The following is a 15,172-nucleotide window of genomic DNA, read 5'->3' on the forward strand; positions in this document are numbered from 1 at the left end:
TATGTGATTTATCCGGAATTACGCATACCTGCGGCAATACCTGATATCGTTATCATCAACCCTTGCTCCACAACACTATTTTCATCACTATGTTTGCGTGAACGATTCAATAGCTCCGCTTGTAATAAATTCAGCGGCTCAATATAGATATTGCGTAAAGCGACTGATTCGGCAATCCATGGCAAATCTGCCATTAAACTAATATCATCAGTAATAGTTAATACGGTGTTGATATCTTCGGTTAATAAAGTCCGTAACTCTTCGCCTAACGGCCATAAGATAGGGTCGACAAGCCTTTGTTCATAATATTCATGAATATTTGGTGCGGCTTTGGCGTATACCATTTCCAGCATCCCTAATCGGGCATTAAAAAATGGCCAGTTGTGATACATATCTTGTAGCAGATCTTTTTTACCGGCATTAATTACTAATCTTAACGCACTACCTGCACCGAGCCATGAAGGTACCATTAGGCGGTTTTGTGTCCATGCGAAAATCCAAGGAATGGCGCGCAAGCTTTCAATACCACCGCCAGTTCGCCGTTTTTGTGGTCTTGAACCTAATGGTAATCTGCCTAATTCTGCTTCAGGCGTGACCGCGCGAAAGTAGTCAACAAATTCAGCACGTTCACGAACGTAGCTTCGGTAACATTGGCAGGAAACGTCGGACATTTCATCCATAATATCTCGCCATGCTTGTTTTGGCTGAGGTGGTGGCAATAAGTTAGCTTGTAATATTGCTGAAGCGTAGAGCATTAAGCTACTTAACGCCACTTCCGGTAAACCAAGTTTAAAACGGATCATCTCGCCTTGTTCTGTAACTCGAAGTCCCCCTTTTAACGATCCCGGTGGTTGAGAAAGTAAGGCGGCGTGCGCTGGTGCGCCACCTCGACCAATTGAACCACCCCGTCCGTGAAATAGGACTAAGTTGACATGGTATTTTTCAAACAAATTGACCAGCTCTTCTTGTGAGCGATATTGTGCCCAGGAGGCAGCCAGTGAGCCGGCATCTTTGGCGGAATCAGAATAGCCGATCATGACCATTTGTTTACCTTTGATCTGTTGGCGATACCAAGGAATATCTAACAGCTTTTGCATGACAGATTTGGCATTGTTTAGATCTTCAAGGGTTTCAAATAGCGGGGCAACAGGGATATTTTTTTGGCAGTCAACTATCTTTAATAATAGGTAGACCGCTAAAATATCTGAAGGTGCTTTGGCCATTGAGATGACGTAAGATGCAATTGATTCTTCGCCTGCTTTTTTAATTACCCGACAAGTATCTAATACTTCTTGTACCATTTCATCAGGTTGCCAGTTGTATGGAAGTAGTGGGCGATTGGATTGCAATTCGGTTAATAAAAATGCCTGCTTTTCATCTTCCGACCACTGCGCATAGCTGCCTAAATTCAGCTCTTTGGTTAATGCATCGAGTGCTTCTGTGTGCACTGAGCTATCTTGACGAATATCTAATCTTACCAATTGAAGACCAAAACTTTTAATACGGCGTAGCGTATCAAGCAGTGGACCATGCGCAATGGTTGACATTCCGTTTTCAATCAAAGATTGATAACAGGTATAAAGCGGTGTCCATAATTGTTCATTTTTAAGCAAGATATCATGGGGAGCTAAGACTTGTTCATTATTTAATAATGAAACAATATAGCTATGGGTTTTTACTAAGCGTGAACGTAGTTGCTTCATCACCATGCGATAAGGTTCTGAGGCTGATTTATTCGGTTCATCTAATAGATCAATCACCGATTGGCTACATTCAGTCATGGATAATTCACGCACTAGTATTTGGATATCAGCTAAAAATAGTTCGATCGCCTTTAATCTGGCTTGTAACATGACTCTTTCGGTCACATTAGCCGTAACATTCGGGTTGCCGTCTCGGTCGCCTCCCATCCATGACGTAAATTTGATAGGTACATGTTCAACCGATAATTCTTGATTAAAGGCATCAACCAGCTGGTCATTAAATTCCCGTAAAAACAGTGGCACACCTTCCCATAAACTGTCTTCGATAACGGAAAATCCCCATTTTGCTTCATCTAGCGGCGTTGGGCGTTTTTTGCGAATTTCATCGGTATACCATGCTTGGCAAACTAACTGTTTTAATCGACGCATAATGCGTTCTACTTCATAATCGGCTAAATCATTATGATCCAGTTGCGATAAACAGCTGTTAATCGCCGTGTAAGTATTAATCATGGTGCGGCGATTAATTTCAGTTGGATGAGCGGTTAATACCAATTCAATAGACAGATCGTTAATTGCTTGCGTTATGGTTTCATTGGAAAAATTTAAGTTTTTGAGCGAATTAAACAACTCGGTCATTTTTTTAGGACTGCTCGATGCTTCCCCATGCGGTGAAATGCCATAATATTCGGCAGCAGTATTAACCAAATTTAAGAACTGATTGAATGCCCGTGCAACATGCAATAAATCATGATCATTAAGATTCTCAATTAATTTAAGCAATTCGCTATGCGCTTGCTTATTTCCTTGTTGAGCTGATTTAGATAGTTGTCTTATTTGTTCAACTAAATCAAATGTCTGATCACCGGTGGCACGTTTAATTGCATCACCCAATAATGTGCCTAACATGTTGACGTTGCTTCGCATTGATGAGTATTTACTATTCATTCTATTCTCGTTTTTATGTATATTTTGCCTAAGCGCCTTTAAGCTGTATGACCAAAATGACAATTTAAAGAATTAGGTTTAAATATGAGTTAATATGCTCAGGTTATATACTTTATAACAATGTTTCGTTGAATTTAAATAATAAAATTTTATGGACTTTATTAATTTTACTGTTTTTATTATAGTTGATACCCATGTGAAGCTAATCAAACCCTGCTAATAATTTCGTTTTTTTTACCTTTTTGTTTATTTTATGTCTGTTTTTCCATGAACAGATTGTCAGTAAACTGTATCTTATAAGCATTTGGGTATATACTAAGGGAATTGTGAATGTATATTGGGTTATTAAATGAACGCTATTTTTTATATTGCGTCAATTATTGCTGTTATTGCCAGTATGAAAGTGATTATTTGCTTACGTGTTGATAAAGCTATTTTGTACCTAGCTATTTCACTTTTTGCTACAGCATCGATATTTATTCTGCTTAAAATCTATCTTTCGGCTATTTTATATATGATCTTTTTTATTGGTGGTGCAATCGTGCTGTTTATGTCGGTTGCAAGTCTCCTTAAAATAAAGGTTGATAATGTCGAAAATGGTCAGCGTGGTATTAGCCCTAAAATTTGGTTAGGTCCACTCATTTTAGCGTTTATTTTACTGGTTATACTCATTTATGGTGTTGTAAGCACTGACTATTCTCAACTTCGAGAATCGCACGAATTGATGCATGAAATGTCAGTATATGCTTACATTTTAATGGTCGAATTAGCTATTTTTCTGTTATTAGGTGCCGGTGTAATTGCTTATCATTTTATGCATCGACTTTTGTTGGAGAAATAATATGATACCACTTATGCATTGTCTTATTCTTGCGTCTATTTTATTTGTGATCGGACTGTTAGGCGTGATGATTCGACGTAATTTATATTTTTTATTACTCAGCCTGATGATTATGAATAATGGCGTAATCGTTGCCTTATTTGCTGCAAGTAGTTCATGGCAACAATCAGACGGGCGAGTGCTCGCTTTATTAGCTGTAATAACTGTTATTGCTCAAGCTTGCGTTGGTCTTGCTCTACTTATGAAATTAATTTACCGTCGCAAAATCTCTAATATTGACTCACTGAGTGAAATGAAAGGATGAATTTACTTTATTTAGCAATCATTATTCCCTTAATATCTTTCTTAATTCTGGTTTTTATGGGAAGGCATATTCGTTCAATTGATGTTATTATTTTTGGTAACAGTACCATGTTGCTTATAGCATTAATTACCGTTTTTTCATGTATTGATTTTAATTCCAATACAGTGCCGGATATGACCTTAGTCTATACCCGATCTTTATGGACGTGGTTTTCGGTCGGTGATTTTGTTGTGCCTCTCTCATTAACTTTAGATGGGTTATCGTTAATCTTTTTAGTTTTAACCTCTTTTTTTGGCATATTAATCTACTTTTTTGCCGCTTGTTATCTAAAATCAAGACAAGATATCTATACCTTCTATGCCTACAGTAACTTATTAGTTGCAAGTATTTTAACTGTGGTACTGGTGGATAATCTATTTGTTATGTTACTCGGTTGGGAAGGGGTGAGCATAAGTACTTACTTGCTAATTGGGATCTATTACCAACAAGCTCGAAACGGTTATGCGGCGGTTAAAGCATTTGTGATGATGCATTTAACGGATATCTTTTTGATAATTGGTATCTTTTTACTTTATCAGACTGTCGAAACTTTAAATATTCATGATATTTTAACCCAAGCGCACGAAAATTTAGCTATTGATTCTGATATCATCTTTTGGATAACCTTTATGCTATTTTTGGGTGCGATGAGTAAATCAGCCCTTTTCCCTATGCATTCATGGTTTGCCCAAACCACACTTGCGCCAATGCCGGCAATTGCTTTAATGCAATGTTCTACCGTTATTTTTGCTGGCGTTTATCTGGTTTTAAGATTAAGTAACTTGTTTATGATGTCATCTGATACGCTTTCTATCATGATGTTGATATCTTCCCTCACGGTGTTATTTGCCAGCTCAATAGCGTTGGTACAAAATGATATCAAACGAATCGTGACTTATATTAATCTGGCTCAGATAAGCTACTTGTTCTATGCATTTTCAACCAAAAGCTGGGACTTATCACTTAACTGCTTAATCAACTACGCTGTTACCAGTACGCTATTAATACTTGCCTCAGCAATTTTAATTCGAAATTGTCAAGGTGAGCGTGATATCACTAAATTAGGTGGTCTACACAAGACTAACCCAACCTTATTTGTTGTATTTTTGTTAATTATGCTGTCGTTAAGTGCCATGCCATGGGTGTCAGCGTCATTTTATATCAAAGGGGATATTATTTGGGGACTTATGGCGCAAGATAGTCTAATGTCCGGTACGATTGGTCTGATTGGTATCTTATTGTCTAGTCTTTGTATTTGGCGCTTAATTTTTATGGTGTTTTACCATAAATCTAAACATCGCAAGTTAACCAAAACTAGCTGGATATATTATTTGCCTATTTTTATCTTATTGATATTTCCTACAGCGCTATTTATCTATTTTCCATTTCCGATTCAAGGCATTATACCTATTGCCGATATTGACACAAAAGGTCGAATAACATTCCAGTTGTTACTCGCCGCTGTAACGTTATTGAGTTTTGTGATCGCTTACTTCTTTTATGCGCATCCTAATAGTGAAGTGCAGGAAGTGCTTAATACGCCAATGGTTAAATTCTTTGGCAGATTATGTAAAAGCGATTGGCACTTTGACTATTTATTACACACGCTATTTGTTAAACCTTATATCTATTTAGCTAACTTGTTAAAACTTGATCCATTAGCCATATGGGACAATTGGATCATGTTGGGAATTAAAAAAATAAATGCATATATTGTCAGCTTAGAAAATGGGCATATTAGATGGTATATGGTGTCAATTGTCATAGGTAGCATTATGATTTTAATGTTACTGATTTTTATTTGATAAAGGTGTGAACTTTCATGTTGTTATGGCTTGTTTTTTTACCGGTATTAGGCGGATTTGTTGGCTGGTTATGCCATATGTTTTTGCAAAGAACTGTCAACACTAACCAGCTACAAGTACGTTGGCAAAAATTGCCTATGATGGTTGCTTTCACTACCATATTAATAACTTTAATATTGGCAATTACTTTATGGTCACATGCGATAAACACCATTGAGCAAGGCGCTAGTTGGGCTGAGGAAGTCAATCTTGAATGGATCCCATTATTGGGCATTCATTTCCATTTAGTGTTAGACGGTTTATCGATGATTGTTATTACCTCCTCGCTATTCATCGTTTTGCTCACTATTGTCTATTCTTGTAAAGAAAACCTGACTAACAGTGGTTTATTTTATCTATGCCTGTTATTTATGGCGTCAGCGGTTATGATGTTGTTTGTCATTACCGATCTGTTTTTAATGTTCTTTTTCTGGGAAGCGGTTGCCATTCCGATTTACTTTATCATCTCTTTATGGGGTCGACGGGATTCAAGTTCACAATTGCGCTTTAATGGTGCCAGTAAATTTTTAATTTATACCCAAGTTAGTAGTTTAATGATGTTAATCTCGATTGTGTCATTAGCTTTAATTAACTGGAATTTGACCGGGCATTGGACTTTTGATTATCAAATACTGACTAAAACACCCATTTCGAGCCATACCGAATTTTTAATTATGCTAGGTTTTTTAGCGGCCTTTATCGTACGAATCCCATTTGTGCCATTCCATAGCTGGCTTATTGATGCGCATATTGAATCATCAACCACCGGTTCGATGATGATTAGCGGTTTACTACTTAATACCGCAACATTTGGATTATTACGCTTTGTGGTGCCACTGTTCCCAAATGCAACGCTGGTCATTATGCCATTTATATTGGCTTTAGCGCTCTTTACTGTTGTTTATGCCGCTTTACTCGCCTTTAATCAAACAGATATTAAAAAACTCATTGCTTATATTCATATTGCCTTAATGAGTTTTGTTACCGCAATTATTTACAGTGGCTCGGTCGTTGCTTATCAAGGTGTGGTGATTCAAATGATAGCCATTAATCTTGCTATCGTAGGCATGTTTATGGTCAGTGGTTTATTAGCTGAATGTTATTCGACAAGAAACATCAATCAGTTCACCGGTTTAAAAGAACAAGTGCAATATCTATCATCATTTACGCTATTTTTTATTTTGGCGGTGTTAGGCATCCCCGGTACTGCCAATTTTATTGGTAATTATATGATGTTATTAGGCAGTTCTTCATCATTTTCTTACTATACTATTATGTTAGTGATTGGCTTATTATTACTGTCTATTTCGTTTATTATCCGTATGCAACCGATATTTTATGGCGTTGTGGATAAAGCCGGGGTAACTAAACATCTGCTCAGTAAAATTGATATTTTATTGTTATCGAGTGTGTTGTTAGTGCTTATTTTTATTGGTTTATATCCGCAAGTGGTGTTAGATATGTCTTATTCTATTGTCAATCAAACCCAGCAGTATATAACATCAGAACGAGTAGGAGAGTAATAACTTATGATAGCTTTATCGCCAATATTTGTATTAAGCTTTGCCATCATTGTTTTGCTCATTGCTCTCTTTTATTTCAAGATTGGCACCAAATTATGTACAATTTTAACGGTGTTAGCGCTTAGCTGTGCGCTGCTTTGTTCGTCAATCATCGGCTATAAAATTTCGTTCAATACTCAAGCCATTACTGATATTAGTAATGATAACATGCAATTATCGGTTACACCGCCTGCACCCGCTCAAGATCAGCAACCGTCAAGCGAAGAGACAATTGCCGTTGATGCTGACTCTACTGAGGACGCCAACCAACCGTCAGATAATGGTGAAAATAGCAGTACTGAGGAAAGTGATGCTAACCAAACGAATACCAGTGAAACCAATACTAATGAAAATAGTGATGTAAACAGTAACGGAAATAGCAACCAAAATGCTAATGACGTTGCTAATCAAAATAACAATCAAGACAATACTCAAGAAAGTACACAAAACAATACTCAACAAAGTACTCAAAATAATACCCAAGAAAGCACTCAAGAAAATACTCAAGATAGCAACAATGCGGCACAAGCCACATCAACGCAAGAGCAATCGGCGGCAGATGATTCAGATGACGGATGGAAAGCCCGTCAAATTACTGCACTTTTTACCTGTGACGGATATGGATTGCTATATAGCAGCTTGATTTTAATTGTTGCTATTGTGGTTGCTTGCTTAGCTTATCGCTGGTTTATTCATGAGAAAATTCATCATGGGGTATTTTATGTCATTTTACTTTTCATGGCATTAGGCGGAGTGACATTAGTCTACGCCAGTCATTTAATCGCCTTTTTTATTGGTATTGAACTGCTTTCAATACCGTTTGTTGGTTTAATCGGTTATCAATATTCTCAGACGCACTCGTTAGAAGCGGCGGTTAAATATATGATTTTATCATCGATAGCCAGTGCATTTTTAATCATGGGGATTGCTTTTTATTATGCTACAACCGGTGAACTAACTTTTAGTGGTTTAAGTTATCAACTCTCAACAATGTCTTACCCAAGTACATTATTACTCATGGGCGTGTGTTTGATGTTGGTCGGTATTGGATTTAAACTCTCTTTAGTTCCTTTTCAACTATGGTTACCTGATGTTTATCAAGGTGCGCCAACCGTAGTTGCGTTGCTATTATCAACCGTTGGAAAAGTGGCAGTATTTTGTGCCATTGCCAGACTATTTTTGTTGGCGCCGATTGTGAATAATGAAACGATCCGTATTATCTTAGTTTGTATGGCATTTTGCTCAATCTTATGGGGTAACTTATTTGCTTTAATGCAAACTAGCTTAAAACGTTTATTGGCTTACTCATCGATTGCCCATTTTGGTTATTTACTGGTTGCATTAATTGCAGTGCAATATCAAGTGTTGGCATTAGAAACCATTGGCGTTTATTTAATTGGATATATATTAGCTAACATTTGTGTATTGGGTGTGATTAGTTTGGAATCACATTCTGATGAACTCCAAGATCACGAAAACGAAATAGATCTTTCCGGCTTATTCTGGCGCCGCCCAATTCTTGCACTTGCTATGGGCGTGGGGTTATTGTCTTTAGCTGGCGTGCCGCTTACCGCAGGGTTTATTGGTCGTTTTCTACTATTAATGTTAGGTGTGACCGCAGAATTATGGTGGTTAAATGCCGCTATTGTTCTTGGTAGTACATTAGGCTTATATTTTTATGCCCGACTTATTATCAACTTATATATCAGACCAGTAGGACGTGATGATCTCAATAGCAATCAAAACGTTAGCAAATCAACATGGCGTGATATTAAATTTAGTGAGTTATTTATTGTTTTATCAGCACTGCTAACCATAATTTGTGGCGTATATCCTAAATGGATGTTTAACTTAGTTAGCATGGCTCAATATTTAACCACATAACCACCATTTTCCGCCTTCATCATTTGATAGGCGGAATATTTTGCACCTAGATCTTTATTAAGCGGTGTATGTTTTTTGCTCAAACGTAGGTAATTTCTGAAAGATCTTGACAAGAAATAGTTAATAACAGATTTATTTATTGTGTTATAATTCTGACCTTTAATATTTTATTTATATCAAGAGGACAAATATGGACTTTTTTATTTCTAATGCGTATGCCGTTGAAGGGGCAGCAGGCGAAAACAATCCTTATTTCTTACCTATAATGCTTGTTGTGTTTGGGTTATTTTTCTATTTTATGATCATGCGCCCACAACAAAAACGTGCTAAAGCGCATCGTGAGTTAATGGCATCAATTTCTAAAGGTGATGAAGTATTAACCAATGGTGGACTTATTGGTCGTGTATCAAAAGTGAATGACAATGGTTATATTGCGTTAGAGTTAAACGATACAACTGAAGTTGTTATCAAACGTGACTTTATCACATCTGTTTTACCAAAAGGAACAATGAAATCATTATAATAGTGTGTTAGCTATTATAGTTCATTGTGTTTATTACCTAAACCCACAAGAGAATATGTCGTGTTAAACCGCTATCCTTTGTGGAAGTACATTATGTTGGTCGTCGTTATTTGCGCCGGCCTACTTTATGCGCTTCCAAATATTTATGGTGAAGACCCCGCTATACAGATTTCAGCGTCTAATGGTGCTGAAATTAATGTTACCACACAAGATAATATCAAAAAGCTTTTAAGTGATAATCAAATCGAACCCAAATCATTGGTGTTTGAAAATAAATCTATCTTAATTCGTGTTGGTGATAATGATACTCAACTTAAAGCTAAAGAATTAATTTCTCAAGCCTTAGGTGATAATTATGTCGTCGCTTTAAACTTAGCACCTGCAACACCTGCTTGGCTAAGGGTATTAGGTGCCGAACCAATGAAACTCGGCTTAGATTTACGAGGCGGTGTTCACTTTTTAATGGAAGTGGATATGACAACTGCATTAAGTAAACTCACTGAGCAATCGGTTGAAAATATAAGAACTGAGTTTAAAAATAGCAATTTAAAGTACAAATCTCTTAATAAAAATAACAATCAACAAATTGTTATGCAATTTGATAATACTGACGATCGCAATAAAGCGATTACAAAGCTTAACGTATTACCAGATTTTAAATTAACTTCCCAAACTGATGACAGTATCGTAATCAATGTCAGCGACCAGCGTTTACAACAAGCAAAAAATGATGCTGTTCAGCAAAATACCACTATTTTACGTAACCGTGTTAACCAATTGGGCGTTGCTGAACCAATAGTGCAACGTCAAGGTGCAGATCGTATTGTGGTCGAGTTACCGGGAATTCAAGATACGGCATTAGCAAAACGTATTTTAGGTGCCACAGCTACATTAGAATTTAGACAAGTTAATGAAGAAGGATCAAAAAACCTTGCCGCTATTATCAATGGTGATATGCGTGTGCCATATGGATCGGAATTGAAATATATGGAAGACGGTTACCCGGTGCTACTATTTAAACGAATTGTATTAACCGGTGATCATATTACTGACTCTTCATCCAGAGTTAGTGAATATGGCCGACCAGAGGTGAGTATCAATTTAGACAGTGCGGGCGGCAAAACGATGCTTGATTTCACCCAAAAGAATTTGGGAAAAGCAATGGCAACGCTATTTGTTGAATATAAAGATACCGGCAAACGCGATGAAAATGATAAACCAGTTCTTGAAAAACAAGAGCGAGTTATTAATGTTGCAACTATTCAAGGTATATTCAGCGATCGTTTTCAGGTGACGAATATTAAAAGTATTGATGAAGCAAAAAATTTGTCGCTATTACTACGAGCGGGTGCACTCATTGCGCCAATTCAAATTATTGAAGAGCGCACAGTTGGGCCGTCAATGGGGCAAGAAAATATCACTCAAGGTTTAGAATCGTGTATATGGGGATTACTCATTTCCGTTATCTTCATGTTAGTGGTCTATCGCCTATTTGGTGTGTTTGCAAGTTTAGCGTTAGTGGCTAACTTAATTCTTATTGTTGGGGCGATGTCCTTATTGCCGGGAGCAACGTTAAGTATGCCAGGTATAGCCGGTATCGTTTTAACGGTAGGCATGGCGGTTGATGCCAATGTGCTGATTAATGAGCGGATAAAAGAAGAGCTCAGTAACGGGCGAGGAGTACAGCATGCTATTAATGAAGGATATGCTGGCGCTTGGAGTAGTATTTTTGATGCCAACATCACCACATTAATTACTGCTATTATTCTTTATGCCGTTGGTACAGGATCGATTAAAGGCTTTGCCATTACATTAGGAATCGGTATTTTAACATCGATGTTTACATCCATTGTCGGAACTCGAGCATTAGCCAATCTTGTTTATGGCGGACGCCGTGTTGATAAGTTATCAATTTAGAGGTTTATTGTGAGTGTTGATAAAAAAGAAAATCATGATGTTAGAGAGCTCAATCATGGCCGCAGAGTCCTCGACTTTTTAAAATACGGCTTTATTGCTTTTGTCATTTCAATGCTATTGGTTGTTGCCTCTATTGTTGTTATCTTTGTCAAAGGCTTTAATCTTGGGCAAGATTTTACTGGTGGTACAACCATTGAGCTGACGGTAACTAAATCGGTTAACCTTGATGATCTGCGTAATAGTTTGCGTCAAGCTGGTTATCATGAGCCAGTAGTGCAATATTATGGTAGTAGTAAAGACATCATTATTCGTTTAGCTACTGCTAAACAAGAAGATGGCGCTTCAGCGGCGATTGATAATGCGTTAGGTTCACAAATCTCTAATTTGATACATAAAAGCATCGATGAAAATGCTCAAATCAAACGCATTGAATTTGTTGGACCAACCGTCGGGGCTGAGCTTGCACAAGACGGTATTTTAGCCATTTGCGCCGCTTTAGTCTGTATCCTAATCTATATTGCATTTCGTTTTGAATGGCGATTTGGTACCGGTGCTGTTGTGGCTTTAGCGCACGATGTTATTATCACAGCCGGTTATCTTTCATTATTTGAACGTGAGTTAGATTTAACCATTATTGCGGCGATGTTATCGATAATTGGTTACTCGCTAAATGATACTATCGTGGTATTTGACCGAATTCGTGAAAACTTCAGAAAGATTCGTCGTGCATCCCCTTACGATGTGATTAATATCTCGTTAACTCAAACATTACATCGTACTTTAATGACTTCAGGTACCACACTTGCGGTTGTTATCATTCTGTATATTTTTGGCGGATCGATGTTAAAAGGATTCTCAGAAACGTTAGGGGTTGGTATTGTTCTTGGTACAATCTCTTCAATTTATGTGGCGGCTTATATGTCACTTAAATTAGGCGTTAAACGTGAACACTTTATGCCACCAAAAGTAGAAGTAGAAGGTGCAGATCAACCAGCTATTCTGCGTTAATATCTGAACGCTACCGTTTATCGGTAGCGTTTAATTCGGTTGTTTTTCAAACAAACAACATCAAACCGATTGACACCTACCATTTAGTTGCATATTATTAGCCGCAGTTTTATTCATTTCATTTTGGGGCCATAGCTCAGCTGGGAGAGCGCAACGCTGGCAGCGTTGAGGTCAGGGGTTCGATCCCCCTTGGCTCCACCAATTTAAGATTTCGTAAGATTCTTTTAAACCCCTAACGCACACCAAATATAATAACACTAAGCTTTGAAGCCTATTTCATTACCCTGTAAGCATCAGTAAGAAACATTTACATTCATATTTTTGGGGACTGTATTAAGGACTTCACGGACATAGCCCTATAAATCCGTAGTCACCAAAAGGTGAAAGTATGCCTAAAAAAATAGCTCCAATGACTGATACACAAATTAAGAACGCCAAGTCACAAAGTGAAGATTATTCTCATTATGATGGAAATGGTTTGCTTTTGCTTTTCCAGTCAACAGGGACAAAAAATGGCAATTTAGATATTATCGCCCTATAACAAATAATAGAACTATAGTCAGTTTTGGTAGTTATCCGGAAGTTTCACCACAGCAAGCGCGAAAACAACGCTATGAAGTGCGTGAATTAATTAAGGATGGCATAACCCTAATATTATTAAAGCAGCACTGCTCACGTCGATTACCTAAAACAGCGTAGAATCATGCTTGACTGGTGGGGTACTTTGTCGAGCAAGCCAGTAAAGGGAATGTCTCTTTATCAGGTAACCGTAATTTAAAGCTAGTTAAACATTAAATGTATTACGCTATAATTATCCTACCTCATATTTGAGTTACTCTTTCAATTATCAATAAGATCCACTCCTCAAATGTGAGGTGAGCTTTTTCAAATATCATCCTTAACATATACCAGTTATTAAACTGGTTTTTTTACTTACCCCCATTATTCTAAACTTTTCATTAAAAGTGTTCGCTGGTATTGACTCTTTAAAATTAATTATATATATCAATATATTATGTGCTTATTATATATTTTTTTTGGTGTTCACTACTATTCACATATAAATATAATCATGATTCTATAATTAAGTAATTGAAATATAGGATAATTCCATACACCTTCTTTTTCACTAAAATAAATATTAATTATAATATTAAGAATAAGTGATTTTAAGGTTGATCCATGGTTACTACTAGAGGAAAAGACTAAATGCTCTATGGTGATTTTCACCATACAGGTATTAAAATTGCAATCTTATAAAAAGTCAGCACATTCATTGATAGTAAAAAAATTATTTCAATTCGCGATTTTGCATAAAAATGAGGCTGGGCGGTGTAAAAAGATTAGCGTTGTAGAAATTTACTATCCCTCCCTACTTGGCTTGAAGAATTTAAGGACACGTTAGAAGCAATGTAATTATTTTGATTGCATGGGTTTAAATTTCAAAGCTTATTAAGGGCTATTCATTACCTTGCTGATAAGCGCGCTTTATGTTTTGAAACAGTCCGATGGCTTATATATTTATTATTGCCTTTTATAACTTCTCTTATTTAATTATCCTTATATATCATTTTAATCCTGCAATTTTTTCATAGTAGATATATTTATTTATCAAGATTGGGAAATTTTATATAACTCTAATATTCATTAATATTAATTTATATTCAGTTATATTTTGTTAAATACATCTTGATATAACAAAATAGGACTATATAATACTTCACAACTTGTGTAATTGTACTTATATGGAGGCATAATATGGCGACATCTTCATTTAGCAAAAACTTTGTTTTAGCTGAGCCTCGCGATCTTAATGTATTTCTCGAATTAGAGAAAGCACAAAGTACGATAAAAACTCGCGAGAGAGACGAGAAAACCGAATCTAAAAAAGCAATAAAATTATTTTCTAAAGTTTTAACCAAAAAAAATGCTCACGGTTAATTTAGATGAACTTATTAATGAATATGACGAGGAGGAAATAAAAAGCCTCCTTTGTTGTTTCTCATGTGATAAAAATAAAGATTTAGAGAATTTTTTATGTAATTTAGCAATAAAATTTAGCAAAAGAAACGTATCAAAAACCTATCTTATTATCAACGAAGATTCTCCTGATATTCTCGCCTATTTTTCTTTAGCATTTACATCAATACAATCAAGTGAGTTTGAATTATCTAATACATTAGTTTCTAAAATGGATGGCTTTAATAAGCACGCCAAAGAAATAAAAGTTCATTTGATTGGTCAAATTGGTAAAAATTTCGCAGTTGAAAATAACCCTATAAATCTTGGGTTAATATTACAAGAAACTTTTACAATAATTAAACAAATCCGTGCTATGGCTGGCGGTAGATTTGCTATATTAGAATGTAATAATCATCCCTCATTGATAGAGTTATACGAAAAACAAGGATTTAGAGTATTGCCCACAAAAAAAGACGATGACGATCATCTTATTACTATGTGTATAAAAATTCCCGATTAGTAACCTCAATAATTTCATATCTAAAATAATTTAATGTATATAAACACGTTGCTATAATGTATATAACTGTATGTTAAAGTGTTATTTGCGTCTAGGCTGATCCTCGAACATTCGAAA

Annotated in this window: 13 protein-coding genes and 1 tRNA gene; 13 read left to right on the plus strand and 1 reads right to left on the minus strand. The window is 36.3% G+C overall.

Features of this window, described 5'->3' with window-relative positions:
* Positions 1–8: 8 nt before the first annotated feature.
* Positions 9–2,651: a phosphoenolpyruvate carboxylase gene (gene ppc / locus J3U42_RS00100; RefSeq protein ID WP_267334902.1), complete on the minus strand. Its 2,643-nt coding sequence runs from the start codon at positions 2,649–2,651 to the stop codon at positions 9–11.
* A 349-nt stretch (positions 2,652–3,000) separates the two neighbouring features.
* Between ppc and J3U42_RS00105 the strand changes: the two genes are divergently transcribed.
* The 13 genes from J3U42_RS00105 to J3U42_RS00160 all read left to right on the plus strand — a co-directional run bounded on the left by J3U42_RS00105 (position 3,001) and on the right by J3U42_RS00160 (position 15,055).
* Entirely contained in the window at positions 3,001–3,492 is a 492-nt protein-coding gene (locus tag J3U42_RS00105) for an NADH-quinone oxidoreductase subunit J (protein ID WP_267329864.1), read from the plus strand.
* A gap of 1 nt (position 3,493) precedes the next feature.
* Positions 3,494–3,796 carry an NADH-quinone oxidoreductase subunit NuoK gene (nuoK, locus tag J3U42_RS00110; protein ID WP_220218142.1) on the plus strand — a complete coding sequence of 101 codons (303 nt, stop codon included), beginning with the start codon at positions 3,494–3,496 and terminating at the stop codon, positions 3,794–3,796.
* Complete coding sequence (locus tag J3U42_RS00115; protein WP_267329865.1) at positions 3,793–5,640, plus strand: NADH-quinone oxidoreductase subunit L; 1,848 nt, start codon at positions 3,793–3,795, stop codon at positions 5,638–5,640. The genes nuoK and J3U42_RS00115 overlap by 4 nt, the downstream gene beginning before the upstream one ends.
* 17 nt (positions 5,641–5,657) lie before the next feature.
* Positions 5,658–7,202 carry a complex I subunit 4 family protein gene (locus J3U42_RS00120; RefSeq protein WP_220218140.1) on the plus strand — a complete coding sequence of 515 codons (1,545 nt, stop codon included), beginning with the start codon at positions 5,658–5,660 and terminating at the stop codon, positions 7,200–7,202.
* Between the two features lie 6 nt (positions 7,203–7,208).
* The gene (gene nuoN / locus J3U42_RS00125; RefSeq protein ID WP_267334905.1) at positions 7,209–9,125 is read left to right on the plus strand and encodes an NADH-quinone oxidoreductase subunit N; all 1,917 of its coding nucleotides are present in this window, start codon (positions 7,209–7,211) and stop codon (positions 9,123–9,125) included.
* A 190-nt stretch (positions 9,126–9,315) separates the two neighbouring features.
* Complete coding sequence (yajC, locus tag J3U42_RS00130; RefSeq protein ID WP_220218138.1) at positions 9,316–9,648, plus strand: preprotein translocase subunit YajC; 333 nt, start codon at positions 9,316–9,318, stop codon at positions 9,646–9,648.
* Between the two features lie 60 nt (positions 9,649–9,708).
* Positions 9,709–11,565 (plus strand): protein translocase subunit SecD, encoded by a 1,857-nt coding sequence (secD, locus tag J3U42_RS00135; protein ID WP_267329868.1) that lies wholly within the window; start codon positions 9,709–9,711, stop codon positions 11,563–11,565.
* Between the two features lie 9 nt (positions 11,566–11,574).
* Positions 11,575–12,573, plus strand: coding sequence for a protein translocase subunit SecF (secF, locus tag J3U42_RS00140; protein ID WP_220218136.1), 999 nt, complete (start codon positions 11,575–11,577; stop codon positions 12,571–12,573).
* A gap of 125 nt (positions 12,574–12,698) precedes the next feature.
* Positions 12,699–12,774: transfer RNA gene (locus tag J3U42_RS00145), tRNA-Ala, on the plus strand.
* Between the two features lie 187 nt (positions 12,775–12,961).
* Positions 12,962–13,114 carry a hypothetical protein gene (locus J3U42_RS00150; protein WP_267334907.1) on the plus strand — a complete coding sequence of 51 codons (153 nt, stop codon included), beginning with the start codon at positions 12,962–12,964 and terminating at the stop codon, positions 13,112–13,114.
* 14 nt (positions 13,115–13,128) lie between these two features.
* Positions 13,129–13,272 (plus strand): Arm DNA-binding domain-containing protein, encoded by a 144-nt coding sequence (locus J3U42_RS12370; RefSeq protein WP_416380428.1) that lies wholly within the window; start codon positions 13,129–13,131, stop codon positions 13,270–13,272.
* A gap of 1,059 nt (positions 13,273–14,331) precedes the next feature.
* Positions 14,332–14,514, plus strand: coding sequence for a hypothetical protein (locus tag J3U42_RS00155; protein ID WP_267334909.1), 183 nt, complete (start codon positions 14,332–14,334; stop codon positions 14,512–14,514).
* On the plus strand, positions 14,501–15,055 hold the full coding sequence (locus J3U42_RS00160) for a hypothetical protein (RefSeq protein WP_220218133.1): 555 nt from the start codon (positions 14,501–14,503) through the stop codon (positions 15,053–15,055). The genes J3U42_RS00155 and J3U42_RS00160 overlap by 14 nt, the downstream gene beginning before the upstream one ends.
* Positions 15,056–15,172: the final 117 nt, after the last annotated feature.

This window comes from Gilliamella sp. B2923 (genome assembly GCF_026536565.1).
Lineage (GTDB): Bacteria > Pseudomonadota > Gammaproteobacteria > Enterobacterales > Orbaceae > Gilliamella.